The organism is Clostridium sartagoforme AAU1 (genome assembly GCF_000401215.1).
Taxonomy (GTDB): Bacteria; Bacillota; Clostridia; order Clostridiales; family Clostridiaceae; genus Clostridium; species Clostridium sartagoforme.
In genome coordinates this window covers 1-24,339 of record NZ_ASRV01000100.1, presented here as the reverse complement: position 1 = coordinate 24,339, position 24,339 = coordinate 1, and the positions used below count along the sequence as shown (strand labels likewise).

The 24,339-nt window shown below is 27.6% G+C and carries 25 protein-coding genes, 1 tRNA gene, 1 pseudogene, 2 riboswitches and 1 other annotated feature; of the genes and pseudogenes, 20 read left to right on the top strand and 7 right to left on the bottom strand.

Features of this window, described 5'->3' with window-relative positions:
* Positions 1 to 216 precede the first annotated feature (216 nt).
* On the top strand, positions 217 to 1,074 hold the full coding sequence (locus A500_RS08335) for a glycosyl hydrolase family 8 (RefSeq protein WP_016207139.1): 858 nt from the start codon (positions 217 to 219) through the stop codon (positions 1,072 to 1,074).
* 57 nt (positions 1,075 to 1,131) lie between these two features.
* Here A500_RS08335 and treR read toward each other — a convergent pair whose 3' ends face one another.
* Positions 1,132 to 1,845, bottom strand: coding sequence for a trehalose operon repressor (gene treR / locus A500_RS08330; RefSeq protein ID WP_016207138.1), 714 nt, complete (start codon positions 1,843 to 1,845; stop codon positions 1,132 to 1,134).
* A gap of 173 nt (positions 1,846 to 2,018) precedes the next feature.
* Here treR and treP point away from each other — a divergent pair, with 173 nt between their 5' ends.
* The 15 genes and pseudogenes from treP to A500_RS08265 all read left to right on the top strand — a co-directional run bounded on the left by treP (position 2,019) and on the right by A500_RS08265 (position 16,732).
* Positions 2,019 to 3,455: a PTS system trehalose-specific EIIBC component gene (treP, locus tag A500_RS08325; protein ID WP_016207137.1), complete on the top strand. Its 1,437-nt coding sequence runs from the start codon at positions 2,019 to 2,021 to the stop codon at positions 3,453 to 3,455.
* A 59-nt stretch (positions 3,456 to 3,514) separates the two neighbouring features.
* A pseudogene (gene treC / locus A500_RS08320) lies at positions 3,515 to 5,178 on the top strand (alpha,alpha-phosphotrehalase).
* 174 nt (positions 5,179 to 5,352) lie between these two features.
* Positions 5,353 to 5,437 (top strand) — tRNA-Leu (locus A500_RS08315).
* 235 nt (positions 5,438 to 5,672) lie between these two features.
* Positions 5,673 to 6,248 carry a helix-turn-helix transcriptional regulator gene (locus tag A500_RS22155; protein WP_242835088.1) on the top strand — a complete coding sequence of 192 codons (576 nt, stop codon included), beginning with the start codon at positions 5,673 to 5,675 and terminating at the stop codon, positions 6,246 to 6,248.
* Positions 6,245 to 6,568 carry a WYL domain-containing protein gene (locus A500_RS22150; RefSeq protein ID WP_242835087.1) on the top strand — a complete coding sequence of 108 codons (324 nt, stop codon included), beginning with the start codon at positions 6,245 to 6,247 and terminating at the stop codon, positions 6,566 to 6,568. The genes A500_RS22155 and A500_RS22150 overlap by 4 nt, the downstream gene beginning before the upstream one ends.
* Positions 6,569 to 6,679: 111 nt before the next feature.
* The gene (locus tag A500_RS08305; protein ID WP_016207135.1) at positions 6,680 to 7,534 is read left to right on the top strand and encodes an NmrA family NAD(P)-binding protein; all 855 of its coding nucleotides are present in this window, start codon (positions 6,680 to 6,682) and stop codon (positions 7,532 to 7,534) included.
* 59 nt (positions 7,535 to 7,593) lie between these two features.
* Complete coding sequence (locus A500_RS22045; RefSeq protein ID WP_423219286.1) at positions 7,594 to 7,908, top strand: hypothetical protein; 315 nt, start codon at positions 7,594 to 7,596, stop codon at positions 7,906 to 7,908.
* Positions 7,905 to 8,246, top strand: coding sequence for a GyrI-like domain-containing protein (locus A500_RS22040; protein ID WP_423219285.1), 342 nt, complete (start codon positions 7,905 to 7,907; stop codon positions 8,244 to 8,246). The genes A500_RS22045 and A500_RS22040 overlap by 4 nt, the downstream gene beginning before the upstream one ends.
* Complete coding sequence (locus A500_RS08295) at positions 8,246 to 9,010, top strand: N-acetyltransferase (RefSeq protein WP_016207134.1); 765 nt, start codon at positions 8,246 to 8,248, stop codon at positions 9,008 to 9,010. Before A500_RS22040 ends, A500_RS08295 begins: the two co-directional genes overlap by 1 nt.
* Before the next feature lie 11 nt (positions 9,011 to 9,021).
* Entirely contained in the window at positions 9,022 to 9,906 is an 885-nt protein-coding gene (locus tag A500_RS08290; RefSeq protein WP_016207133.1) for an SPL family radical SAM protein, read from the top strand.
* A 181-nt stretch (positions 9,907 to 10,087) separates the two neighbouring features.
* Positions 10,088 to 10,720 carry a pyrophosphatase PpaX gene (gene ppaX, locus A500_RS08285; protein WP_016207132.1) on the top strand — a complete coding sequence of 211 codons (633 nt, stop codon included), beginning with the start codon at positions 10,088 to 10,090 and terminating at the stop codon, positions 10,718 to 10,720.
* 13 nt (positions 10,721 to 10,733) lie between these two features.
* A complete protein-coding gene (locus A500_RS08280; protein ID WP_016207131.1) occupies positions 10,734 to 11,693 on the top strand; it encodes a D-2-hydroxyacid dehydrogenase in 960 nt (319 codons plus the stop codon).
* Between the two features lie 71 nt (positions 11,694 to 11,764).
* Positions 11,765 to 11,962, top strand: a binding site (T-box leader).
* Positions 11,963 to 12,019: 57 nt separating this feature from the next.
* Positions 12,020 to 13,696, top strand: a complete 1,677-nt coding sequence (gene leuA, locus A500_RS08275) for a 2-isopropylmalate synthase (RefSeq protein ID WP_016207130.1) — start codon at positions 12,020 to 12,022, stop codon at positions 13,694 to 13,696.
* A gap of 280 nt (positions 13,697 to 13,976) precedes the next feature.
* Positions 13,977 to 14,056: riboswitch (glycine riboswitch) on the top strand.
* Positions 14,057 to 14,058: 2 nt separating this feature from the next.
* A riboswitch (glycine riboswitch) is annotated at positions 14,059 to 14,145 on the top strand.
* Between the two features lie 91 nt (positions 14,146 to 14,236).
* Positions 14,237 to 15,631 (top strand): alanine/glycine:cation symporter family protein, encoded by a 1,395-nt coding sequence (locus A500_RS08270; protein WP_016207129.1) that lies wholly within the window; start codon positions 14,237 to 14,239, stop codon positions 15,629 to 15,631.
* Positions 15,632 to 15,769: 138 nt separating this feature from the next.
* The gene (locus A500_RS08265) at positions 15,770 to 16,732 is read left to right on the top strand and encodes a glycoside hydrolase family 73 protein (protein ID WP_016207128.1); all 963 of its coding nucleotides are present in this window, start codon (positions 15,770 to 15,772) and stop codon (positions 16,730 to 16,732) included.
* 86 nt (positions 16,733 to 16,818) lie between these two features.
* On the opposite strand, the gene A500_RS08260 is transcribed toward A500_RS08265, so the two are convergent.
* A complete protein-coding gene (locus tag A500_RS08260; RefSeq protein ID WP_016207127.1) occupies positions 16,819 to 17,088 on the bottom strand; it encodes an acylphosphatase in 270 nt (89 codons plus the stop codon).
* Positions 17,089 to 17,221: 133 nt separating this feature from the next.
* Here A500_RS08260 and ndk point away from each other — a divergent pair, with 133 nt between their 5' ends.
* Positions 17,222 to 17,632 (top strand): nucleoside-diphosphate kinase, encoded by a 411-nt coding sequence (ndk, locus tag A500_RS08255; RefSeq protein WP_016207126.1) that lies wholly within the window; start codon positions 17,222 to 17,224, stop codon positions 17,630 to 17,632.
* Positions 17,633 to 17,660: 28 nt separating this feature from the next.
* On the opposite strand, the gene A500_RS08250 is transcribed toward ndk, so the two are convergent.
* Genes A500_RS08250 through A500_RS08230 form a run of 5 tightly spaced genes read right to left on the bottom strand, consistent with a single transcriptional unit; the run spans position 17,661 to position 21,983 of the window.
* Positions 17,661 to 18,728, bottom strand: a complete 1,068-nt coding sequence (locus tag A500_RS08250; RefSeq protein WP_016207125.1) for an ABC transporter substrate-binding protein — start codon at positions 18,726 to 18,728, stop codon at positions 17,661 to 17,663.
* The gene (locus A500_RS08245) at positions 18,715 to 19,527 is read right to left on the bottom strand and encodes an ABC transporter permease (protein ID WP_016207124.1); all 813 of its coding nucleotides are present in this window, start codon (positions 19,525 to 19,527) and stop codon (positions 18,715 to 18,717) included. The genes A500_RS08250 and A500_RS08245 overlap by 14 nt, the downstream gene beginning before the upstream one ends.
* A complete protein-coding gene (locus A500_RS08240; protein ID WP_016207123.1) occupies positions 19,521 to 20,378 on the bottom strand; it encodes an ABC transporter permease in 858 nt (285 codons plus the stop codon). Before A500_RS08240 ends, A500_RS08245 begins: the two co-directional genes overlap by 7 nt.
* The gene (potA, locus tag A500_RS08235; RefSeq protein WP_341349943.1) at positions 20,371 to 21,423 is read right to left on the bottom strand and encodes a spermidine/putrescine ABC transporter ATP-binding protein; all 1,053 of its coding nucleotides are present in this window, start codon (positions 21,421 to 21,423) and stop codon (positions 20,371 to 20,373) included. The genes A500_RS08240 and potA overlap by 8 nt, the downstream gene beginning before the upstream one ends.
* 20 nt (positions 21,424 to 21,443) lie before the next feature.
* On the bottom strand, positions 21,444 to 21,983 hold the full coding sequence (locus A500_RS08230; RefSeq protein WP_016207121.1) for a helix-turn-helix domain-containing protein: 540 nt from the start codon (positions 21,981 to 21,983) through the stop codon (positions 21,444 to 21,446).
* A 386-nt stretch (positions 21,984 to 22,369) separates the two neighbouring features.
* Between A500_RS08230 and A500_RS19445 the strand changes: the two genes are divergently transcribed.
* From A500_RS19445 to pflA, 3 genes are all read left to right on the top strand, one after another.
* A complete protein-coding gene (locus A500_RS19445) occupies positions 22,370 to 22,762 on the top strand; it encodes a GNAT family N-acetyltransferase (RefSeq protein WP_051993138.1) in 393 nt (130 codons plus the stop codon).
* A gap of 172 nt (positions 22,763 to 22,934) precedes the next feature.
* Positions 22,935 to 23,441 (top strand): type 1 glutamine amidotransferase family protein, encoded by a 507-nt coding sequence (locus A500_RS19440; RefSeq protein ID WP_051993137.1) that lies wholly within the window; start codon positions 22,935 to 22,937, stop codon positions 23,439 to 23,441.
* Between the two features lie 150 nt (positions 23,442 to 23,591).
* The gene (gene pflA, locus A500_RS08220; RefSeq protein ID WP_016207120.1) at positions 23,592 to 24,305 is read left to right on the top strand and encodes a pyruvate formate-lyase-activating protein; all 714 of its coding nucleotides are present in this window, start codon (positions 23,592 to 23,594) and stop codon (positions 24,303 to 24,305) included.
* Positions 24,306 to 24,339 lie beyond the last annotated feature (34 nt).

Sequence of the window (24,339 nt, the reverse complement as noted above, 5' to 3'; positions counted from 1 at the left end):
TCTTATTAGTATGATATATATATATAATATATATAAAAAATAGAAATAAATTCAGTTATTTCAAATGAGGAAATAACTAAGGAAGAAGAAATATTAATTAATTTTATAGACAGTAAATTAATTAATGAGTTTGGAGGAATATATACTAATTATAATAATATCAAAACAGAAGGGGATTTAACTAAGGGGCATGATATTCTATCAGAATCTCAAGGAATGATTTTAAATTATTATTTATATGAAGATAATCAAGAAGATTATAAAAAATCCTTTCAGTATTTAAAAGAAAATATGATTTTAAAAAATAAATTAGTTAGTTGGAGAATAGAAAATAATAAGCCTTCAGAGGTATCAGCTACAATAGATGATTTAAGAATAGTAAGATCTCTAGTAATTGCTTCAGAAGAATTTCATAATTTAAGATATAGATACTATGGAATAAAGGTTTCAAATGGAATATACAAAAATTTAATTACAGACAATAGATTAATAGATTTTCATGATGGATATGGAAAAAGTAATATAACTACCTTATGTTATTTGGATTTATATGCAATAAAACTTTTATCTTTATTTGATGACAAATGGAATGAAGTTTATAATAAATCAAGTGAAATTATAGAGCAAGGTTACATAAGTAAGGATTTACCACTATATAAAAAGTATTATGATGGCAGTACAAATGAATATGATAAGGAAGAAAATATAGATACTTTATTGTCTATATTAGTTATTTTAAATAAAGCAGAAGTAAATGAAGATATAAGTGAAAGTACAAATTGGATTAAAGATAGATTAAAAAATTTTGGATATATATCAAGTTCATATAATGTAAATATGAAGGATGAAAGTAAAATAGAATCTACAGCTATTTATGCTAATATTGCACAATTAGCAAAGGTAATAAATGATGAAGAACTTTACAAAATGGCAATAAATAAAATGAAGGTTTTTCAAGTTGTAAATATAAACAGTAATATATACGGAGCATTTGGAAATGAAAAAACTGAAGAAGTATATTCTTACGACAATTTAAATGCATTACTGGCACTAAGAAGAAAATTTAATAAATAAGAAAATAAAAATGAATCAGGAAAAAGATTTCTTGATTCATTTTTAGTTTATATGAAATTATAATCTCTTAGCATATGTAGAAAAGGTAAATTTGTCTGGTCTATGACGTGATTCAGTATATTCAAATAAAGTTCCATCTTCTAAATAGACATAATTTTTTATTATGGCAACTAAATTGTAATTTTTTAAATCTATAAACTTCATATCGAGTTTAGAGACTGGCTCTACCGAAACTATTTTTTGAGCACCAGCAATTTTTAAAGAAAGATTATTTTCTATGTGTTCATAAATTGACTTACTTGCAATATTTTTATCCAAGTCTTTAATTATGTCTTTTAAGAAGAAATTTATATCTAATATACTTTCTTCTCCATCTATATTTCTAGATCTTATTATATAAATAACTTTTGATCCTAATGAAAAACCAGTTTTTTTGGAGAGCTTTTCATCAACTGTTAATTCTTCGAATCTATGTACATGAGTTAAATAATTTACATTGTTAGTTACTGAAGCTTCTTTAAAGCTTTGTAATCCACCAACTAAAAATTTAAGTTGTTGTTTTTCTAAAATAAAAACTCCTTTTCCATGAACACTTGCAACAAGACCTTCAAAGGATAGCTGATTTATTGCTCGTCTAACAGTATTTCTACTTACTTCAAATAATGATGTTAATTCATTTTCAGAAGGAAGTTTTTCGCCAGATTTAAATTCATCATTTAATATTTTATTTTTTAAGTATTCATATATTTCCGTGTATTTCACTTGTTTCATATTAATTAAAATCTCCTTTAGGGCTTACTATATAGTATATTATAGCACTAAGAGGTAAAAATAAAATAAAAAAAGAAAAAACAATCTTGTTTAAACAAGTGTTGACATACTTGTTTAAACAAGATATAATGTAATCGTAATCAAAAATAAAATGTTTAAAAGGAGAGAACGCTATGGGAAAGTTTAGACAAGAGGCATTAGACTTGTTAGAACTTGTTGGGGGGAAAGACAACATTGCCAGTGCAAGTCATTGTGTAACTAGATTAAGATTTGTCTTAAAAGATGAAAAGATTGCTAAAGAGAGAGCGAAGGATATTGAAAAACTACCATCAGTTAAAGGTACATTTGTAAATGCAGGTCAATTCCAAGTCATTATAGGAAATAGTGTACAAGCTTTTTATGATGAATTAATTCAAGTATCAGGATTGAAAGCAGAGTCTAAGGAAGAAGTTAAAAAGGCTGCTCAAAAGAATATGTCAATAGTACAAAGAGTTATAGCTGGACTTGCTGAAATATTTATTCCCATTTTACCAGCAATTATTACTGGGGGGTTAATATTAGGATTTAGAAATATAATAGGTGATTTAGCTGTATTTGGAGATGGTACACAAACACTTACTAGTTTACATCCAATTTTAGCAGAAATTCATAGTTTTTTATGGATTTTAGGAGAAGCAATATTCCACTTCTTACCTGTGGCGGTAACTTGGTCAACAGTTAAAAAATTTGGTGGCTCAGAAATTCTTGGTATAGTACTTGGTATTACATTAGTATCACCACAGTTATTAAATGCTTATGGATATGCAGAAGCAGTGCAAAATGGAAGTGTTCCATTCTGGAATTTTGGTTGGTTTACAATAGACAAGGTTGGATATCAAGCACAAGTAATTCCAGCTATGTTATCTGGTATCGTATTAACTAAAATTGAACTTACACTTAAAAAATATATACCTGATGTATTGAAATTAATAGTTATCCCATTTACAACTCTTTTAGTAACAGTTTTATTATCTTATATAATAATTGGACCAATTTCAAGAGAACTTGGCAATTACGTTGCAATTATTTTCAATTATTTATTAACAGGACCATTTAAAATACTTGGAGCAATAATTTTTGGAGTAGCTTATGCGCCATTAGTTATTACAGGATTACATCATACTTTTATTGCAGTAGATTTACAATTAATTGCAAATGGGGGTACTATGATATGGCCACTTATAGCATTGAGTAATATTGCTCAAGGAGCTTCAGCAGTAGCTATGTTAATAATATACAAGAAGAATGCAAAAATAAAATCAATAGCAGCATCAGCAGGTATATCTGCATGGTTAGGGGTTACTGAACCAGCTATGTTTGGTATTAATTTAAAATATAAATTCCCATTTATTGCAGCATTAATAGGATCAGGCTGTGCAGCAGTAATTTCAATACTTTCTGGAGTATTAGCTAATTCTATTGGAATAGGAGGATTACCTGGATTTTTAGCAATTCAACCTCAATATTGGGTTCCTTTTATAATCGCAATGGTAGTAGCAGTAGTAGTTCCAATAGTTTTAACCTTCATATTTAATAAAAAGTTTGGATCAGATATAGAAAACTTAGAATAATAAAAAAATTGAGCTGTCACATCTTTGTGACAGCCCATATCTATTAAGAGGTGGAGTAAATGAAAGAACAGAATTGGTGGAAATCATCAGTAGTATATCAAATTTATCCTAAAAGTTTTAAGGATAGCAATGGAGACGGAATTGGAGATATAGTTGGAATAATAGAAGAATTAGATTACTTAAAGAATTTAGGGGTGAAGGTACTTTGGCTTACACCTATATATGTATCACCTCAAAATGATAATGGTTATGATATAGCGGATTATTATAATATAGATAAAATGTTTGGAACTTTAGAAGATTTTAAACAATTACTTAAGGAAACTCATAAAAGAGGAATGAAGTTAATACTGGATATGGTAGTGAATCATACATCTACAGAGCATATTTGGTTTAAAGAAGCGCTTAAAGGTAAAGATAATCCTTATCATGATTTTTACATATGGAGAGAATTGCCTAATAATTGGAGATCTAAGTTTGGTGGATCTGCATGGCAATATGTAGAAAGCTTAAATGAATATTATCTTCACCTATTTGATAAGACACAGGCAGATTTAAATTGGGAAAATCCAAAACTTAGAGAAGAAATATTTAAAATGATGAGATATTGGCTAGATATGGGAGTTGATGGATTTAGATTAGATGTTATTAATCTTTTATCTAAGGATGAAGAATATTTAGATGATGATTTTAAATCCCCTACTAGAGATGGTAGAAGATTTTATACTGATGGACCTAAGATACATGAGTATTTAAAATTAATCAATAATGAAGTTTTTTCAAAATATGATGGAATTATGACTGCTGGTGAAATGTCTTCTACAACAATAGAGAATTGTATAAAATATACTAATCCAAATAATGAAGAGTTAAATATGACTTTTAATTTTCATCATTTAAAGGTAGATTATCCTGAAGGCGAAAAGTGGAAGTTAGCGCCATTTGACTTTGAAAAGCTAAAGGATATATTGTTTAGTTGGCAAGTAGAAATGGAAGAAGGAAATGGATGGAATGCTTTATTTTGGTGTAATCATGATCAACCTAGAATAGTATCTAGATTTGGAAATGATACAGTTTATAGAGACGAGTCTTCAAAAATGTTGGCTACAGCTATACATTTAATGAGAGGAACACCATATATATATCAAGGTGAAGAAATTGGAATGACAAATCCTAATTTTGATAATATTAATGAGTACAGAGATGTAGAGTCACTAAATGCTTATAATATTCTCTTGAATAAGGGCATAAATGAAAATGAAGTTATAAATATATTAAAAAATAGATCAAGAGATAATTCAAGAACACCAATGCAATGGAATAGTGAAGAAAATTCTGGGTTTACAAAGGGAACACCGTGGATAGGCGTTTCAAAGAACTATAAAAATATAAATGTATATTCTGAAAAGAAAAATTCTAATTCTATATTAAATTACTATAAAGACTTAATAAATTTAAGAAAGAATAATGAAGTAATATGCGAGGGCAGTTTTATACCAATTTTAAAAGATCACCCAAGGATATTAGCTTATATTAGGGAACATAAAGGTCAAAAAATATTAGTAGTATGTAATTTTTATGGAGAAAAATTATGGCATCTTTAAGTGAGTTAGACAATGTAAAAACTAAAATGATTTTAACTAATTCAGATGAAAATAAAATCGATGAAAATAAGATATTTTTATCACCTTATGGATGTATGGTAATTTCTTTGAGTAAATAAAATATTATAAAAAATACTTATAATGTTTTATAAGTAAAAACCATGTATATAAAGAATTTAATTCTTTATATACATGGTTTTTAAAGTTATATATGATTATACTAATATATAATTTAATATATATATTGAAAAACTATTTTATATAAATTAGAATATAGTATATGAATATATTATGCAGATGTGGCGGAATGGCAGACGCATCATCTTGAGGGGGTGACGAGGAATCCTCGTGCGGGTTCAAGTCCCGCCATCTGCACCAAAATAAATTATTTAATTTATGAAAATCATATAGAATTTATTGTGTATAGATATTCCTTTCTAAAAGTGAAATTGGGATATCGGTAGTAAAATCAAAAGTAATTTATAAATTTATATAAGAAGAACAAGTTGAACTTTGGGCTACATTACTAGTAAGAAATTATAGAATGTAGTCTTTTTTTATTATATAAAGATATTATTAAGTAATTATTATAAGGTAAGTTTAGGTGGTAAAAATGAAGGGAAATAGACTATTTGAAATAATATATATTTTATTAGATAAAAAGAATATTACAGCAAAGGAATTAGCTGACCATTTTGAAGTTTCTCAAAGAACTATTTATAGGGATATAGAAAATTTGTCAGAGGCAGGAGTTCCCATTTATATGACTAAGGGAAAAGGCGGAGGAATAAGTCTTTTAGCAGATTTTATATTAAATAAAGCAATTTTAACACAAGAAGAAAGGAAAGAAATATTAGCAGCTATGCAAGGGTTAAATGCTGTTAATAAAGATGAGTTTAATGGAGCTTTGTCTAAATTAAATTCATTTTTAGGAGGAAATAACGAGAATTGGATTGAAGTTGATTTTTCAAATTGGGATAAAAATAATGATTTAGGAGAAAAATTTACAGTTATAAAGAACTCCATAATAAATAAGAATTTAATATCTTTTGAGTATTTTAATGCAAATGGAGAGTTACTAGAGCGTATTGTTGAACCATTAAAATTAGTTTTTAAGGGGCAGGGGTGGTATTTATATGCTTATTGTAGAAAAAAGAGGATAATAGATTTTTTAAACTTACAAGAATGAAGAGTGTAAATGTAATTTCAGAAAGGTTTGCTAGAGTTGTTCCTAATAAAATATTTACAGAAAAGGATATAGGATATTCTAAAGAATTAGTACATGTAAAAGTAAGAATAAATAAGAAACTAGCATTTAGGGTATTTGATGAGTTTCAAAATTACTCTCTAGATGATAATGGAGATTATATAGTTAATTTAGATTTTCCAGTAGGCGATTGGATGTTTGGATACCTAATGTCTTTTGGGGAGAATATAGAGATCCTTGAACCTTTGCATATAAGAGAGGAAATAAAAAGTAAGTTAATAAATTCTCTAAATAGATATTAATATGACATAATGGTGTCATATTAATATCTATATAATATAACTATAGTCAATTATATAGAAGTTCATTATTGACTTCTAATAATAGATTATTTATATAATTGGAGGTAGATTATGAATATAGTATTAGGAGCAACAGGACAAATAGGTTATATGCTTGTTGAAAACTTATTAAAGCAAGGTGAAAAGGTAAGAGCTGTTATTAGAGATGAAGCTAAAGCCGAAAAGTTGAAAAAAATAGGTGCTGAAATTGCTATTGCAGATTATTTTAATTTAGATGAATTAAAAAAAGCTTTTAGTGGGGGTAAAACAGTTTTTTTATTAACGCCTGAAAATCCACAAAGTAATAATTTTTTGAAAGAAACAAAAATTATTATAGATAATTATAGAGAAGCAATTTTATCATCAGATATTACTAAAATTGTTGGATTATCTTCTATGGGAGCTCATAATAAAGAAAAAAACGGTAATCTTATGGCTTCATATATGTTAGAAAATGCATTTTTAGATTTAGATATTAAACAGGTTTTTGTAAGACCAACATATTATTTTAGTAATTGGATTGGATATATGGACTTAATCAAAGAATATGGGATTCTTCCAACATTCTTTCCTATTAATATGAGGTTACCAATGATTTCCCCAATAGATGTCTCTAAATTTTTAGCAAATGTAATTATTAATCAGGGGCATCAAGAAAGAATATATGAGATTTTAGGCCCAAAAGATTATAGTCCATCAGAAATAGCAGAAATATTTGAAGAAACCTTAAATAAAAAAGTTGATTTACAGCTAATAGTGCCAAGTGAATGGGAAAAAACATTGTTAGAATCAGGATTTTCTAAAGATGCAGCTGAAAATCTTATGCTTATGACTAAGGCAACTATTGATGGAAAAGGTGAAAGTAGAATAAAAAATAAAATTAATTTATCAATGGATTTTAATAAATATTTAGAAGAGATATTATAAATATTTATTTTAATATAATTTATTTTTATTTATATAAGAAAAGTAAAAGGAGAATTAAGATGGATAAATTAGATTATAAAAAGGCGTTTAAAGATTTATATTTACCTAAAACACAACCTATAGAAATAACAGTACCTTCAATGACATTTATAATGGTAGATGGACAAGGAGATCCCAATAATAAAGATGGAGAGTATCAAGATGCCATTGAATTACTATATGGTTTATCTTATACAATAAAGATGAATAAGAATATAAGAAATGAGATAGAAAATTATTTTGATTATGTTGTTCCACCTCTTGAAGGGTTATGGTGGTTAAAAGATGATGATATGGATTTTAGTAAAAACATAAATATATTTGGACCTCTATGATACGACAACCTGAATTTGTAACACAAGAAATATTTGATTTTGCTTGTGAAGAACTAAAAAAGAAAAAGCCTAATATTGATGTATCTAAAGCAAGACTTGAAATATTTAATGAAGGTTTATGTGTTCAATGTATGCATATAGGTCCATTTGATCAAGAATATGCTACTACTGAAAAAATTGATAAATATATTGAAGAAAATAACTTAATTAATGATATTAGTAAGATTAGTCAAGATGGTAAAATTAGAAGACATCACGAAATTTATTTATCCGATCCAAGAAAAGCTAATAAGGAAAAGATGAAAACTGTTATAAGGCACCCTGTTAGGAGGAAGTAATGGAGGAAATCATAACATTAAATTATAATAATATTGAATGTGAACATATTTGTTGTTCTTTATCAGATAAAAAAGGTGATTGTGGAGTTTATTTAAAAAAAGAATGGCTTAAGGAAAGATTTGATGACGGGTTAATATTTAATAAAATAAATGTGAGAGGAAAAGCATTTATAGAATACATTCCAGTAGAAAATGCATGGGCACCTATTGAAGGTAAAAATTATATGTTTATAAATTGTTTTTGGGTATCTGGAAAGTTTAAGGGGAGAGGCTATGCTAATAGATTATTAAATGAATGTATCGATAATTGCAAGAAAAGAGGAAAAAATGGAATTATTACACTTTCTTCAAAAAAGAAAATGCCATTTTTATCAGATCCAGATTATTTAAAATATAAAGGTTTTAAAGTATGTGATATCGCCAATCCTTATTATGAGTTATTATATTTACCATTTTCGGATAAGTATGATTCACCTAAGTTTAAAAATCATGTTAAGTATGGAAAAAATGATGAGAATGGATTAACATTATATTATTCAAATCAATGTCCTCATACAAGTAAATATGTTGATTTAATAAGAAAAATTTCAAGTGAAAAGAAAGTTGATATAAAGATAATTAAAATTGAAACTAAAGAACAAGCTCAAAGTTCACCGTGTCCATTTACAACTTATAGTTTGTTTTACAATGGAGAATTTGTAACAAATGAAATATTATCAGAAAATAAGTTTAACAAACTTATTATAGAAAAAGGACTTATTTAGGAGAGATATATATGAATTATATACCTGCAAAAAGTATTTTATCTGGATATAGAGAAGGTAATAATTGGTTTGGAATTAATTATAATATGAATATATATAAGGGTTGCAATCATGGATGTATATATTGCGATAGTAGAAGTGACTGCTATGGTATAGATAACTTTGAAATTGTTAGGGCTAAAGAAAATTCAATAGAACTAATAAGAAGAGAATTAAAATCTAAAAGGAAAAAAGGAGTTATTGGGACTGGTGCTATGAGCGATCCGTACAATTCTTTTGAGAAAAAGTACTCTTTAACTCGTAGTGCATTGGAAGCCATTGATAATAACGGTTTTGGAGTCTCAATTGCAACAAAAAGTAATTTAATCACAAGAGATATTGATATTTTAAAAAGAATTAAAAGTCATTCACCTGTACTTTGTAAAATCACAATTACAACAGCACAAGATGATTTGTGTAGAAAAATTGAACCAAATGTTGCAGTTACTTCTAAGCGGTTTGAAACGATAAAAAGATTAGCAGATGAGGGAATTTATACAGGAATATTATTAATGCCTATTTTACCATTTATTAATGATAGTGAAGAAAATATAATTAGTATTGTAAGACTGGCGCAAAAAAATGGAGCTAAGTTTATTTATCCTGCTTTTGGAGTCACTTTAAGATCAAACCAAAGAGATTATTTTTTCGACATGCTAAACAAAGCCTTTCCTGGAATTAAAGAAAGATATATAAAAATATTTGGAAATGAATATATGTGTAACAGTCCGAATGCTAGAAATTTATACAAGATATTTGCTAATGAATGTGAAAAATTGGGCCTATTTTATAAAATGAATGATATAATTTATAATTACAGAGAAGTGTATAAGGATGAACAATTAAGTTTATTTTAATACAAAATAAGAATATGGATATTTTTGGATGCCTTTATATAATTTAGGTATCTTTTTATTTTAATTAAATATTATCTGAATTTTGTACAAGGATATTTTATATGTTATTATTATTGTAAAGTATTATGAGGAAATGTCTTTGAAACATCTCCATAACTTACTTTTATACTAGGAGGATATTATGATAAAAGCTGTGTTATTTGATTTAGATGGAACTTTGTTAGATACAAATGAATTAATTTATAATTCTTTTGATAAAACATTTAAAGAAAAGTTAGGAATAGAATTAAAAAAAGAAGAGATTTTAGATTTTTTTGGAAGACCTTTAAAAGAACCTTTTATGAGACATGCAATTGAAGAAAATGTTGATGATTTAGTAGCATACTATAGAGAGTATAATGAGGGAATACATGATAAGATGTGTTTTGCATTTGATGGAGTTAAAGAGCTTTTAACTAATCTTAAGAAAAAGAAAATTAAAATAGGTATAGTAACATCAAAAAGAGAAGAACTTGCTGTAAGAGGAATGAAGATAGCAGAAATATATGATTTCATGGATGTAATTATAACACCAGAATCAACAACTCTTCATAAACCAAATCCAGATCCAGCTCTTAAAGCATGTAGTGAATTAGGAATAGAACCAAATGAAGCTATTATGGTTGGAGATAGTTATTATGATATATATTGCGGGAAATCAGCAGGATGTAAAACTTGTGCAGTAAATTATACTTTTATAGGAATAGATAAATTAAAAGAATCTAATCCAGATTATTTTATAGATAAACCAATGGATATTTTAAATTTATTATAATTAGGAGGGCAAAATGAAGCAAATAGTAATTTTAGATGGAAAAACTTTAGGGGAATTAGATTTTTCTAAATTGAAAGAGTTTGGAGAAGTAACTTATTATGATACCACAAAACCAGAAGATGTAGTAGAAAGGATAAAAGACGCTAATATAGTTTTAACTAATAAGATAGTATTAAATGAGAATAATTTAAAGGAAGCTGAGAATTTAGAACTAATATGTGAAACTGCTACTGGATTTAACAATATCGATATAGTATATGCAAGAAATAATAATATTGCAGTTACAAATGTTGCAGGATATTCAACTAATACCGTTGCTCAACATACTTTTGCCACAGTATTATCTTTATATGATAAAATATCTTATTATGACAATTATGTTAAATCTGGAGACTATGCAAAATCAGGTCTTTTCACTAATTTAAATAAGCCTTTTTATGAATTAGAAGGTAAGACATGGGGAATCATAGGCTTTGGCGCAATAGGAAAAAGAGTAGCCAAGATAGCAGAAGCATTTGGAGTTAATGTAATTTATTACTCTACTTCAGGAAAAAATTCAAATAGTGAGTATAAGAGAGTGAATTTTGATGAATTATTAAGTTTATCAGATATAATTTCTATTCATGCTCCATTAAATCAAGATACACAAGGTTTAATAAATTATAATGCTCTTAATAAGATGAAAAAGTCAGCTATATTAATTAATATGGGGAGAGGGCCAATAGTAATTGAAGGTGATTTAGCAATGGCAATAGATGAAGAACTTATTGCTGGTGCTGCTTTAGATGTATTTGAAGTAGAGCCTATTAAAGAAGATAATCCATTAACCTCTATCAAAAATAAGGACAATTTAGTTTTAACACCACATATTGCTTGGGCAAGCGTAGAAGCAAGGGAAAGATTATTTGAAGAAGTAATTAAAAATATTAAAGCTTTTTATAATGGAGAGATAAGAGGACGAGTTGAAATATAAAATTAATAAGACACCTTAGAAATATTTGACAAAAGGATAAATTTATAGTATATTACTGATTAATTAAATATTGAAAAGCTTAGAATGAGAGTAGTAAAAAGTAAGAGATATTAAAGAGAGTAGGGGAATGGTGAAAGCCCACGTATTATCGCTTTTGAACTCGCTCAGGAGCTGCAAGACTGAATGGGGAAGTAGGTTTTGCCGGCATTGTTATGCTGTTATTTTAATTAAGTTAAAACTTGGATGGTACCGCGTAAATCGCTCCAATTAGGAGTAGGTTTATGCGGTTTTTTACTTTCTATATTTATAAATAAGGGGGCATTTAAATGAATTATAAAAAGTACAAGAAGTTTCAAACGATTAAATTAAAGGAAAGAACATGGCCAGATAATGAAATCAAAAAATCACCTATATGGTGTAGTGTTGATTTGAGAGACGGAAATCAAGCATTAATTAATCCTATGACAGTAGAAGAAAAAATAAAAATGTTTAATCTTTTAATAGAATTAGGATTTAAAGAAATAGAAATTGGATTTCCATCAGCTTCACAAATAGAATTCGACTTTTTGAGAATTTTAGTAGAAAACAACTTGATTCCTGAAGGGGTGAAGGTTCAAGTTTTAACACAAGCTAGGCCACATTTAATACAAAGAACATTTGAAGCTTTAGAGGGGGTAAAAGAGGCTATAGTTCATATATATAATTCTACATCGATACTTCAAAGGGATGTTGTTTTTAATATGAGCAAAGAGGAAATCAAGTCTATAGCAGTAGAGGGAACAAAACTAGTTAAAGAGTATGCTAAGTCTTTTAATGGAAAATTATATTTAGAATATTCACCAGAAAGTTTTACAGGAACAGAAGTTGATTATGCATTAGAAGTATGTGAAGCTGTATTAGATACTTGGGGAGCAGATGATAAAAATAAGGTAATTATAAACTTACCATCCACAGTAGAAATGGATACACCAAATGTATTTGCAGATCAGATAGAATGGATGAGTAGAAATTTTAGTAATAGAAATAGAATAATTTTAAGCGTGCATCCACACAATGACAGGGGCACAGGAGTTGCAACTGCAGAACTTGCAATGTTAGCAGGTGCAGATAGAGTTGAGGGTACTTTATTTGGAAATGGAGAAAGAACAGGAAATGTTGATATATTAAATTTAGCATATAATATGTTTTCTCATGGAATAAGTCCAAACTTACAATTAGATAATATAAATAAAATAATAGATGTTTATGAAAAGTGTTGCAAAATACCTGTTCATATAAGACATCCTTATGCAGGAGAACTTGTATTTACTGCATTTTCAGGTTCACATCAAGATGCAATAAATAAGGGAATGAAAAAGTATATAGAAAGAAACCAAAATACTTGGGAAGTTCCATATTTACCTATAGATCCTACTGATTTAGGAAGAGAATATGAAGCCTTAGTAAGAATAAACAGCCAATCAGGAAAAGGTGGAGTGGCCTTCGTATTAGAAAGTCATTTTGGATATAAGATGCCTAAGAGTATGCATAAAGAGTTTGGAGATATAATACAAAAGGTAACAGAAAAGCATGGAGAAATATCACCAAAGGTGATTATGGAAAAGTTTAGAGAAGAGTATTTAGATTTTATAGGCCCATTTAAACTATTAAAGTTTAAGATTGAAGATAGTGATAGTTTAGACTTCGAATCTCAAAATACTAAAATAAATGTTACTTTCTTATTTAATGGGGAAGAAAAGTGCTTTATAGCAGAAGGAAATGGACCTATAGATTCATTAAAGAAAGCATTAATTAAAAGTAATTTAGTAGAAACCACAATACTAGATTATGCAGAACATTCTTTAGGTGAAGGTTCAGAAGCTAAAGCAGCAGCTTATGTTGAAATGAAAAGACTAGATAATTCTAAAACAACCTTTGGTGTTGGAGTAGATAGCAATATAACTATAGCATCAATAAAAGCAGTATTTAGTGCAATAAATAGACTTTATAAAAAGCACATATAGATTTATTTGCAAAATAAATCTATTATAAACTAGAAAAAGATCGAGTTTATTCTCGATCTTTATTTTTCATACAAAAATATAATTACTGCAATAAAGAATTCAAAAATTAATAATTTATTAAAACATGTTTGTCATAAAAGATAAAAAATTATTAACATGTTAAATGTTAACAATTATAAAAATAAAAAATATTAAGAGTATTTTTTATAATTAATATAAAAAGAGGTTGAAATTTTTAAGGAAAGCATATATAATCGTAATATAATTTAATAATGTTCGGTTGAAGGTAGTGGGAGAGAGATTTTTAAATAAATCCACCGAAGAAGTAAATCTTTCAGGTATTAGGACCGCTATTGGACGAACCTCTGGAGAGACTCAGAGATGAGCACCGAAGGAGCAAGATAATTTAAAGTTTAAATTATTGAAACTCTCAGGTAAAAGGACAGGGGATAAGATAGGTCTATAAATTTTTATTATTTAATAGATCTTATTTACCTATCTATTCTCCTCCGTAAATTTAAATTTAAGGGGGATTTTTTTATGTTAAATCAAATTCAATCAATTTTAAGTACTATCGATGCTATAATATGGGGGCCACCACTATTAGTATTATTAGTAGGGACAGGAATATATTTAACCTGGAAATTAAAACTACTACAAATATTTAAACTACCTTTAGCACTAAAATACATATTTTCAAAAGAGGAAGATACTGATGATGATGCAAAAGGTGATGTTACTAGTTATGGAGCTTTATGTACGGCTTTATCAGCAACTATAGGAACAGGAAATATAGTTGGAGTTGCTACTGCAATTAAGGCTGGAGGACCAGGAGCATTGTTTTGGATGTGGATAGCAGCTTTTTTTGGCATGGCTACTAAATATGCTGAAGGAGTACTTGCAATAAAATATAGAGAAGTAGATGAGAATGGACAAATGGCTGGTGGACCAATGTATTATATAAAAAATGGGCTAGGATTAAATTGGTTAGCAAAATTATTTGCCATATTTGGAGTAGGTGTTGCTCTACTTGGAATAGGAACATTTGGGCAAGTAAAGTCTATTGCTGATGCAGCAAAAATAGGATTCAATATTCCATTAATAGTTACAGCAGTAGTAGTTACTATATTAGTGGCCTTAGTTACTCTAGGAGGAATAAAAAGAATTTCAAGTGTATCAGAAAAAATTGTTCCTTTTATGGCTATACTATATATAGTGGGAGTTATTTTGGTACTAATATTTAATTTTACCAAAATACCTTCAGCTATTAGTTTAATAATAAGAAGTGCATTTAATCCTAAAGCAGCTTTAGGAGGTGCAGTAGGAATAACTATTTCAATTGCCATGCAAAGAGGAATTGGAAGGGGAGTATTTTCAAACGAAGCAGGACTTGGTAGTGCACCTATAGCAGCAGCAGCAGCAAAAACAAAATCTCCTGTAAGACAAGGATTAATTTCTATGACAGGAACATTTATTGATACTATTATAATTTGTACAATGACTGGATTAGTTATTGTTGTTACAGGAAGCTTTACTGGAAATCTAGAAGGTGCAAATTTAACTACAGCAGCCTTTGAAAATGGATTGCCAATAGCTTTATTAGGAAAATATATAGTTAATATAGGTTTGATATTCTTTGCGTTTACAACTATATTAGGATGGAATTATTATGGGGAAAGATGTATTGAATATTTATTCGGCGTAAAGGGAATAAAACCTTATAAAATTATTTTTATAGCTTTAGTTGCAGTAGGGTCTTTTTTACCATTGGAGATGATTTTTATTATAGCAGATATAGTTAATGGACTTATGGCATTTCCAAATCTAATTGGATTAATAGGATTAAGGCATGTTGTTATTTCTGAAACACAGAAGTTTTTTGATGATATAAAAGAAGTGGATACGGATGGAATTGAAGAAAAAATGACAGTTTAAGGTGGAAAAACTCCACCTTTTTTATATAATAAATTTTCTTAAATATTAATTAAATTTTCATAATAAACTTTATATAAATAAAATATTATTTATAATATATGTATATATTTATAAAGAAGAATATTTGGAGGTAGCGTTTTGGAGTACAAGGGAACATATAAAGGAATAGGTGATTATAAGGAAAGTTACAGCAAAAACATTATGAAAAAAATTATTTTAAGTGTAACTTTTATTATTACATTAATGGTTACAATAGTTTTTATAACCGCAGAATATCTTAATAAATCAAGTAAAGAAACAATACTTTCAAATGAAGAAATAATTAAATACATAAATATAAGTGATGACTTAAGTGCTGGGGGGATTCAATTAAATTGGCAAGAAATAGCAGCAGTAAATGGTGCTATAGCTGATGGTAACTTTGAAATTAATGGTGAGAATATAAATAATATAGTAAATTCATTTTACAACAAAGATGCTTCTGGAAATGTTGTAGAATTAAAGAAATTTAAAGCTGCAATTAAAGCATTAAATTTAAGTAGTGAACAAGAAGAAAAAGCTAATGAATACCTTGAAGGATTGAAAAATAATTATATACACAGAGAATTAATAATGGACAATTCTAAGCTTCAATTTATAGATAAGGTTTCGGAGGTTGCTTATGATAATTATAAAAGTTATGGAATATTACCTTCTATAACGATTGCTCAAGCTATTTTAGAATCTGGATGGGGTGAGTCTACTTTATCATCTAAATATAATAATCTTTTTGGGATAAAAGCAGATGAAAGATGGAGTGGGGATAGTATTGATCTTGAAACTAAAGAGAATTATGATGATGTTATTGTTGGAGCATTTAGATCTTATGGTGATATAAAATCTTCTATAAAAGATCACGGAAAATTTCTTTATGAAAATGAAAGATATTCTGCAAATGGATTATTTCAAGCTAAAGGCTATAAGGAGCAAGCACAAGCTTTAGAAAATGCAGGTTATAGTACGGCTAAAGATGAGGAAGGAAATTTAATTTATGGAGATAAATTAATAAGAGTTATTCAAGAAAATAATTTAATGTTATATGATACGAAGGTACAAAGATAATAGTGGCTGTATTAAAGACAGCCACTTAAGAATTGATAATTAAATATGAATAATTATTGATGTAATTTTTCACTTTTAGATAACGGTTATTTAATCTTGAACTTAGATTCATTAGAAACTAAATCAATTTGTTTTTTTGAAAGGGAGTCTATTCTTATGAAAAAGTTACCTTTGTTTATTGTATTAATAAATTTAATAATTATTTTTTCATCACCTTGAACTTCCATTTCAACCATTCCATTATCCATATTACGAACCCATCCAGTTAGCTTCAAGTTAGCTGCATTCATCTGGCAAAAGTATCTAAAGCCAACCCCTTGAACTCTACCTTCAACAAGAACATAGTATCTAATCATAAATTCACCTCTTATATTAGATTATTATAAAAATTATAACATAAATATAATATTGTTATGAAGATAATATTATTAGTTTATGAACAAAGATGATATAATAATTATGAGAATTTAAGACAAGGGGGAATATTATATGGAAAAGTCACTAGTATTAATAAAACCAGATGCAGTGGAAAAAAATATAATAGGAAAAATAATCGATAAGTATGAAGAAAATGGACTAAAAGTAATTGCATTAAGAATGGAAACGATATCTAAGGATTTTGCATGTAAGCATTATGAAGAACATATTGGGAAAAGTTTTTTTGATCCATTAATAGCATTTATAACTAAAGGACCTTTATGTGCATTGATTTTAGAAGGAGAAAATGCAATAGAGAAAATTAGAGAAATTAATGGAAGTACAAATCCAGAAGTGGCTGAAGAAGGTACGATAAGAAAGTTATATGCTGCAAATAATAGAGAAAACTGTGTTCATGCATCAGATAGTCCTAAAAGTGCAGAAAGAGAAATAAAATTGTGGTTTGGAAATTTAAACTTATAATTAAAAAGGGGTTACATAACGTAACTCCTTAATTAATTTTTACTTTTAACCAAGCATCATCATATAGTTTTATTTTGTTACCTAAATCTTTAAATATTTCACATTTATCAAGGACCTCATCAGCAGGATAAACAGTTTCATCTTCTTTAGTTTCTTCATCTAATAATTCATAAGCAGCTGAATTAGGAGTTGCATAACCTATATATTCTACATTTTCTTTAGCATTTTCGGCATCGGATAAGAAGTTTATAAATTCTTCCGCTTCACTTTTATGCTTTGCTCCCTTTGGGATAACCATAACATCAAACCATTTATTTGAGCCTTCTTTAGGAACAACATATTGAAGATTTAAATCTGGAGCTTCATCCTGAATAAATATTGCATCACCAGAGTAAACAGTAGCAAAGGTAGCTTCACCGTTTATCATTTTATCTTTAACTTCATCCATAACATAAGATTGAACTAAAGGCTTTTGCTTTATTAATTCTTGAGTAGCTTCTTCCAATTCATTTTTATTAACTGAGTTTAAAGAGTATCCAAGTTTAACTAAAGAAATAGCAAGAGTATCTCTTATGGAATCAAACATAAATATTTCATTTTTATATTTTGAATCCCATAATATATCCCAGCTGTCTACAACCTCTTTTACTTTATCAGCATCATATATTATTCCTATTGTTCCCCACATGTATGGAACTGAGTATTCATTATTAGGATCGTATTGAAGATTTTTAAAATCATCTCCAATATTTTGATAATTAGGTATATTAGTAAAGTCAATTTTTTCCAACATATCTTCACTTAGCATTTTTTCGACCATATAATCTGAAGGGAAAATTAAGTCATAAGTTCCAGGACTATTTTTTACTTTTTGATACATAATTTCATTTGATTCATAAGTATCATAAATTATATTAATACCTGTTTCCTCTTCAAATTTTGTGATTAAATCTTCATTTATATAATCTCCATAATTAAATACATTAAGGGTTCTTGTACCACTTGAATCATCATTGTTTTTAGAGCATCCTACAAAAAATGATGATATTAAAAATAATGATGATAAGATAGCAATAGATTTCTTAAGCTTTTTCAATTTTATCACCTCTTGATAAAAATTCTTTTCTATTAGCAATTAATAGAAGAGTTAAAACTGTTACAAACATCAAAGTTGAAAGAGCATTAATTTCAGGCTTAATCCCTCTTCTTGCCATAGCAAAGATTTCTATAGAAAGGTTTGTAACTCCAGGTCCAGCAGTGAAGAAACTAATTACAAAATCATCAATAGACATTGTAAAAGCCATTAACATACCAGCAAATATTCCAGGTTTAATTTGAGGCAATATTATTTTCCTTAATGTGTAAGCTGGAGTAGCACCCAGGTCCAATGCAGCATCTTCTATATTTTCAGGTAACTGTCTAAGTTTAGGTAAAACAGCTAAAATTACATAAGGAATATTAAATGTAATGTGAGCAAGAAGCATAGTAGTAAAGCCAAAATCTAATTTTGTAAGAGGTCTTATAAATATAAATAAGCTCATTAAGGCAATACCAGTAACTATGTCTGGATTTAATACAGGTAAATAATTAATATTTAATAAAAGAGCTTTTTTAGGTCCCTTCATTTTATTTATTCCAATAGCTGCTAAAGTACCAATTATAGTAGCTATAACGGAAGAAATTATTGCAATAACAACAGTAAAGAATAAAGCTTGAAGAATTCTTTCATTTTGGAATAGGTCAGCATACCATCTTAATGTAAAGCCAGACCATTTTCCCATGGTTTTTGAATCATTAAAGGAGAAAATAATTAATGCTAATATTGGAGTGTATAAAAATATAAATATAAGTAATAAATAAGATTTCTTAATAAAGTTTTCAAGTTTCTTTACCATAACTGATTTCCTCCTCCTTCTTTAGCATCAGAATTATCAAACTTACTCATTATAGCCATAGATACTAATATTATTATCATCATAAATATAGAAATAGATGAACCAAAATTCCAATCACCCATCATAGTAAATTGTTGTTCAATTAAATTACCTAAAAGCATATATTGTCCACCACCAAGCAATCTTGAAATTACAAATGTAGAAACAGCCGGCATAAATACCATAGTAATTCCTGAAATAACACCAGGCATGCTTAAAGGTAAAACTATTTTCCTAAATATCTCACCCCTATTTGCGCCTAAATCGGCAGCTGCATTTAATAAATCTTTATCCATTTTTGTTAACACAGTATATATTGGAAGCACCATAAATGGTAAAAAGTTATAAATCATACCAAGTATTACAGCTCCATCATTATATAAGAAAGTAAAAGGGCCAAAACCTAAGTAACCAAGAATATTATTTACAAAGCCATTTTTACCTAAGATAGGTAACCAAGCATAAGTTCTAAGCAAAAAGTTCATCCACATTGGTACTATAAAAAGCATAATTAAAATATTACCTTTTGAAGGTTTCATTTTAGAAATTATATATGCAACAGGATATCCTAGAATTAAGCACCATAATGTTGATAAAAACGCAAGCCATAAACTTCTAGTAAAAACCTTTATATATTGAGATTGAAGTAGTCTTGTGAAATTTTCTAATGAAAATTTATAATCTCCTTCAGGTGTTAATATAGTAAAGCCGAAGAATAAAACTATTATTAAAGGAATTATAATAAATAAAGAACTCCAAACTATGAAAGGAGATGCAGCAAAGTTTTTATTAATATTTTTTGCCTTACTCATTATTTGAAACCTTTCTCATAATATGAATATCTTCTGGGTAAATATCTAATCCTATAACAGAATTTACTTCTGCAAATTTAGTATTATGAATTATCCATTTATTATTTCCTTCTTCAACTTCTATTTCGTAATGAACACCTTTAAAAATTATTGATTTTACTGTACCTTTTAACATTCCCTTGTCAGCAGCTACAATTTTAATATCCTCAGGTCTTATAACTACATCAATTAATTCATTTTGTTTAAACCCTTTATCAACACAAACAAAAGTATTATTGCAGAACTCTACTTTAAAATCATCTAACATAGTTCCATCTAAAATATTACTTGCACCTATAAAGTTAGCAACAAATGCATTAGCAGGTTCATTGTATATATCTTCTGGAGATCCCATTTGTTGAATTTTACCTTTATTCATAACTATAATAGTATCAGACATTGTCAATGCTTCTTCTTGATCATGAGTTACAAAGATGAAAGTAATTCCAAGTCTTTGTTGCATTCTTTTAAGTTCAATTTGCATTTCTTTTCTAAGTTTTAAATCAAGAGCTCCAAGAGGTTCGTCTAAAAGAAGAACTTCTGGTTCATTAATTAAAGCTCTAGCAATAGCAACTCTTTGCTGTTGTCCACCACTTAGGGATTCTACGCTTCTTTTTTCAAATCCTTCTAAAGAAACTAATTTAAGCATTTCTTTAACTTTTAAATCTATTTCATTTTTAGGAGTTTTTTTAATTTTTAATCCAAATGCAATATTTTCATATACATTCATATGAGGGAATAAGGCATATTTTTGGAATACAGTATTTACCTGTCTTTTGTATGGAGGTAAAGATGAAATATCATTTCCATTAAATAAAACTTCACCTTTATCAGCAACTTCAAATCCAGCAAGTATTTTTAATGTTGTTGTTTTACCACATCCACTAGGACCAAGTAATGTTAAAAATTCATTCTTTTTAATATTTAATGAAAGATTATCTAAAACGCAATTACCATCAAAGGATTTAGAAATACCTTTCATTTCAATTATGTTTTGTTTCAAAATAAACACCTCTTTCTATAGATTTAAAATGACGGCGGAGTACTTATCCAAATTACTTTAGCTTGTGTTTTTCCACCATTTGAAATATAGTGATTAGATCTAGGTTTAAAATAAAAGCTTTCACCTTTTTTCACTTTAAATTTCTTTTTTCCTAGATGTAAAATTATAGTTCCAGATAAAACAAAACCAAATTCTTCACCTTCATGAGGTTCTTCTTCTATATATCTTCCATCAGGTTCAAGAGTTATCATTATTGGTTCCATTTCATTTTTTTGTGCATTAGGTATAAGCCACATTAGCTTATATTTTAAATCATTATTTTCAGTTTCAAACATATCTTCATATGTATAAGTAACTTTCTCTTCACTAGCATCACTAAAAAATTCTGTGAGATTTGTACCGAGAATTTCTAGTATGTCAATTAATGTTGCTATTGATGGAGAAGTCAAGTCATTTTCAACTTGTGATATAAATCCTTTAGAAAGTTCACATCTATTGGCAAGTTCTTCTTGAGTCAATTGTTTTTCAATACGAAGTCTACGAATTTTTTCGCCTATTTCCACAATTACACCTTCCATCATATAAATTTTATAATACTAAACTAAAAGTTTAAGATTACTAAACAAACAATAAATATTATAAATATTAATATTATAAAAATCAATATTTTTTTCAAATAATATATAAAAAAAAGTTTTTTGCCAAAGCCTCATTATATATATACTATATGATTATTTATATAATTAAGTTTAAGAAAACAGTCATGAAAGTTTAGAAATACTAAGTAAAATAATAAAAGTGAAATAATTACAATATATTTAAAAACATTAAGTTAAAATTAAATACTAGTTATATTTCTTGATAAAAGCTGAATTTTATGAGATATTAAACTATATATTATCTGGAAGAATAAAGAAATATTTATAAATTTCTTGTTATAGGTGATGAAATGAATAATAAATTAAATTTATATAGGAGAAATGGTAAAAAGGTTTATATAAGGCAACCTAAATTTACTGAGCTATCTTTTGTAGAATCTTTGTGGAGTAATAAAGAAAATATGGGGGAGATAGGTAAGACATATTCTTTTCCAAAAGAAAAATGGGATATGTTTTATAGAAAAATGGTACAACCAACAGATGGGAAGAATTTTTATTGTCTTATATATTCTTTAGATGAAAAGGCAATTGGAGAAGTTAGTTTTCATGGATATAATTCTGCGACTAAGGTAGCTAGAATAAATATAAAAATACATCATATGCATAGACGCAAAGGATATGGAGAAGAAGCATTAAAGCTACTTTTGGAATATTATTTTTTGAATTTGGTGGAGAGGCAATAATAGATACTGTAAGTACAAAAGAATCCAGAGAACTATTGAAAAAAATAGGTTTTGAAGAGATAAGTAATTTTAGAAATCAATTTACTTATAAAATAACTAAAAAGAACTTTTTTAAATGTAAGATAAATAATAAAAAATTATAAATATATTAACTTATGATAATATTAATATAATGGAATATTCAATTCCTTTTAATATATTTAGTAAAGCTAATGAAATTCTAAAGGAAGATTACTTCGAAGTTCATCCCATATCCAATAAATCACAAATAGAAACAGAAAATATAAATGTATCTGTTAAAGATATAATTAATAATAATATATATAAACCTAATATCATTATAATACCAGGAGGAAAAGACGTAAAATCAGCGGCTAAAGATAGTGTTTTAATGAATTATTTAAAATTTATTTATAGTAATTGCGATTATATAATAACATTTTCTAACGGAATATATTTTCTTAATGAATTTAATGATTTAGAAGGAATTACAGTACCAAAATCAGAATGGAGAATAGAGGGGACAATTCAAATAAAAAAAGCTTTTGTTGATAATGGTAAATTAATGTTTGCATCAAATATGATTGGGATAATAGAACTATGCACAGAGATTGTTAAAAAGCTAGCTGGTGAAGAGGTAAGTGAAAGGTTATTAAAGGAAATAGGTATATATAATTAAAGAATATAACATATTAAGCTAATAAGTAAATTACAAGTAGTTAAATAAAAATAGAAATTTGCAATAATAGACTTTTCAGTATAGACAAATTATAATTAATAAGACAAGGTAAATTTAAAGTTAATTTCCTAGATAGAGGAGAAGATAAGTATGGTAAATGGTAGAATTCATTCAATTGAAAGTATGGGTCTTGTTGATGGACCAGGTATAAGAGTAGTTGTATTTTTTCAAGGATGTAAATTAAGATGTCTTTATTGTCATAATCCAGATACTTGGAGCGATAAAGGTGGGACTGAATATACTGCTGAAGAATTAGTTAAAAGAATTAAGAGATTTAAAAGTTATTTTACAACTTCAGGTGGAGGAGTAACATTTTCTGGAGGGGATCCATTAAGACAGCCAGAATTTTTGTTAGAAGTACTTAAGGAATGTAAATCAGAAGGAATACATACATGTCTAGATACATCAGGCGTTGGATTTGGTGATTATGATGAAATACTAAAATATACAGATTTAGTTTTGTATGATGTTAAGCATCTATCAGAAAAAGGATATGAAGAGATTACTGGATTCAAAATAGAAGAAACAAATAGATTCTTAGAAGCTTGCAAAAAAGCTGGTACTAAACTTTGGATAAGACAAGTAGTTATTCCAGGTAAGACAGATAGTGAAGAGTATATGGAGGGCCTTAAGACATTTATTAATAATTTAGAAAATGTTGAAAAGGTGGAATTATTACCATATCACTTACTAGGTGTAAACAAGTATGAAACTATGGGAATACAATATAGGCTAGATGGAGTTCCAGCAATGAATAAAGATATTTGCAAAAGTCTTAAGGATAAATACTTTGGAGAATATTAAATTTTACGAAACAATTTTCTAGTGCACAATTAAC

What these genes read in the sequence shown, in the direction of transcription:
- A500_RS08335 (WP_016207139.1), top strand. Translation starts at nt 217, where the DNA reads ATGATTTTAAATTATTATTTATATGAAGATAATCAAGAAGATTATAAA.
- treR (WP_016207138.1), bottom strand. Translation starts at nt 1,845, where the DNA reads ATGAAACAAGTGAAATACACGGAAATATATGAATACTTAAAAAATAAA.
- treP (WP_016207137.1), top strand. Translation starts at nt 2,019, where the DNA reads ATGGGAAAGTTTAGACAAGAGGCATTAGACTTGTTAGAACTTGTTGGG.
- A500_RS22155 (WP_242835088.1), top strand. Translation starts at nt 5,673, where the DNA reads ATGAAGGGAAATAGACTATTTGAAATAATATATATTTTATTAGATAAA.
- A500_RS22150 (WP_242835087.1), top strand. Translation starts at nt 6,245, where the DNA reads ATGAAGAGTGTAAATGTAATTTCAGAAAGGTTTGCTAGAGTTGTTCCT.
- A500_RS08305 (WP_016207135.1), top strand. Translation starts at nt 6,680, where the DNA reads ATGAATATAGTATTAGGAGCAACAGGACAAATAGGTTATATGCTTGTT.
- A500_RS22045 (WP_423219286.1), top strand. Translation starts at nt 7,594, where the DNA reads ATGGATAAATTAGATTATAAAAAGGCGTTTAAAGATTTATATTTACCT.
- A500_RS22040 (WP_423219285.1), top strand. Translation starts at nt 7,905, where the DNA reads ATGATACGACAACCTGAATTTGTAACACAAGAAATATTTGATTTTGCT.
- A500_RS08295 (WP_016207134.1), top strand. Translation starts at nt 8,246, where the DNA reads ATGGAGGAAATCATAACATTAAATTATAATAATATTGAATGTGAACAT.
- A500_RS08290 (WP_016207133.1), top strand. Translation starts at nt 9,022, where the DNA reads ATGAATTATATACCTGCAAAAAGTATTTTATCTGGATATAGAGAAGGT.
- ppaX (WP_016207132.1), top strand. Translation starts at nt 10,088, where the DNA reads ATGATAAAAGCTGTGTTATTTGATTTAGATGGAACTTTGTTAGATACA.
- A500_RS08280 (WP_016207131.1), top strand. Translation starts at nt 10,734, where the DNA reads ATGAAGCAAATAGTAATTTTAGATGGAAAAACTTTAGGGGAATTAGAT.
- leuA (WP_016207130.1), top strand. Translation starts at nt 12,020, where the DNA reads ATGAATTATAAAAAGTACAAGAAGTTTCAAACGATTAAATTAAAGGAA.
- A500_RS08270 (WP_016207129.1), top strand. Translation starts at nt 14,237, where the DNA reads ATGTTAAATCAAATTCAATCAATTTTAAGTACTATCGATGCTATAATA.
- A500_RS08260 (WP_016207127.1), bottom strand. Translation starts at nt 17,088, where the DNA reads ATGATTAGATACTATGTTCTTGTTGAAGGTAGAGTTCAAGGGGTTGGC.
- ndk (WP_016207126.1), top strand. Translation starts at nt 17,222, where the DNA reads ATGGAAAAGTCACTAGTATTAATAAAACCAGATGCAGTGGAAAAAAAT.
- A500_RS08245 (WP_016207124.1), bottom strand. Translation starts at nt 19,527, where the DNA reads ATGGTAAAGAAACTTGAAAACTTTATTAAGAAATCTTATTTATTACTT.
- A500_RS08240 (WP_016207123.1), bottom strand. Translation starts at nt 20,378, where the DNA reads ATGAGTAAGGCAAAAAATATTAATAAAAACTTTGCTGCATCTCCTTTC.
- A500_RS19445 (WP_051993138.1), top strand. Translation starts at nt 22,370, where the DNA reads ATGAATAATAAATTAAATTTATATAGGAGAAATGGTAAAAAGGTTTAT.
- A500_RS19440 (WP_051993137.1), top strand. Translation starts at nt 22,935, where the DNA reads ATGGAATATTCAATTCCTTTTAATATATTTAGTAAAGCTAATGAAATT.
- pflA (WP_016207120.1), top strand. Translation starts at nt 23,592, where the DNA reads ATGGTAAATGGTAGAATTCATTCAATTGAAAGTATGGGTCTTGTTGAT.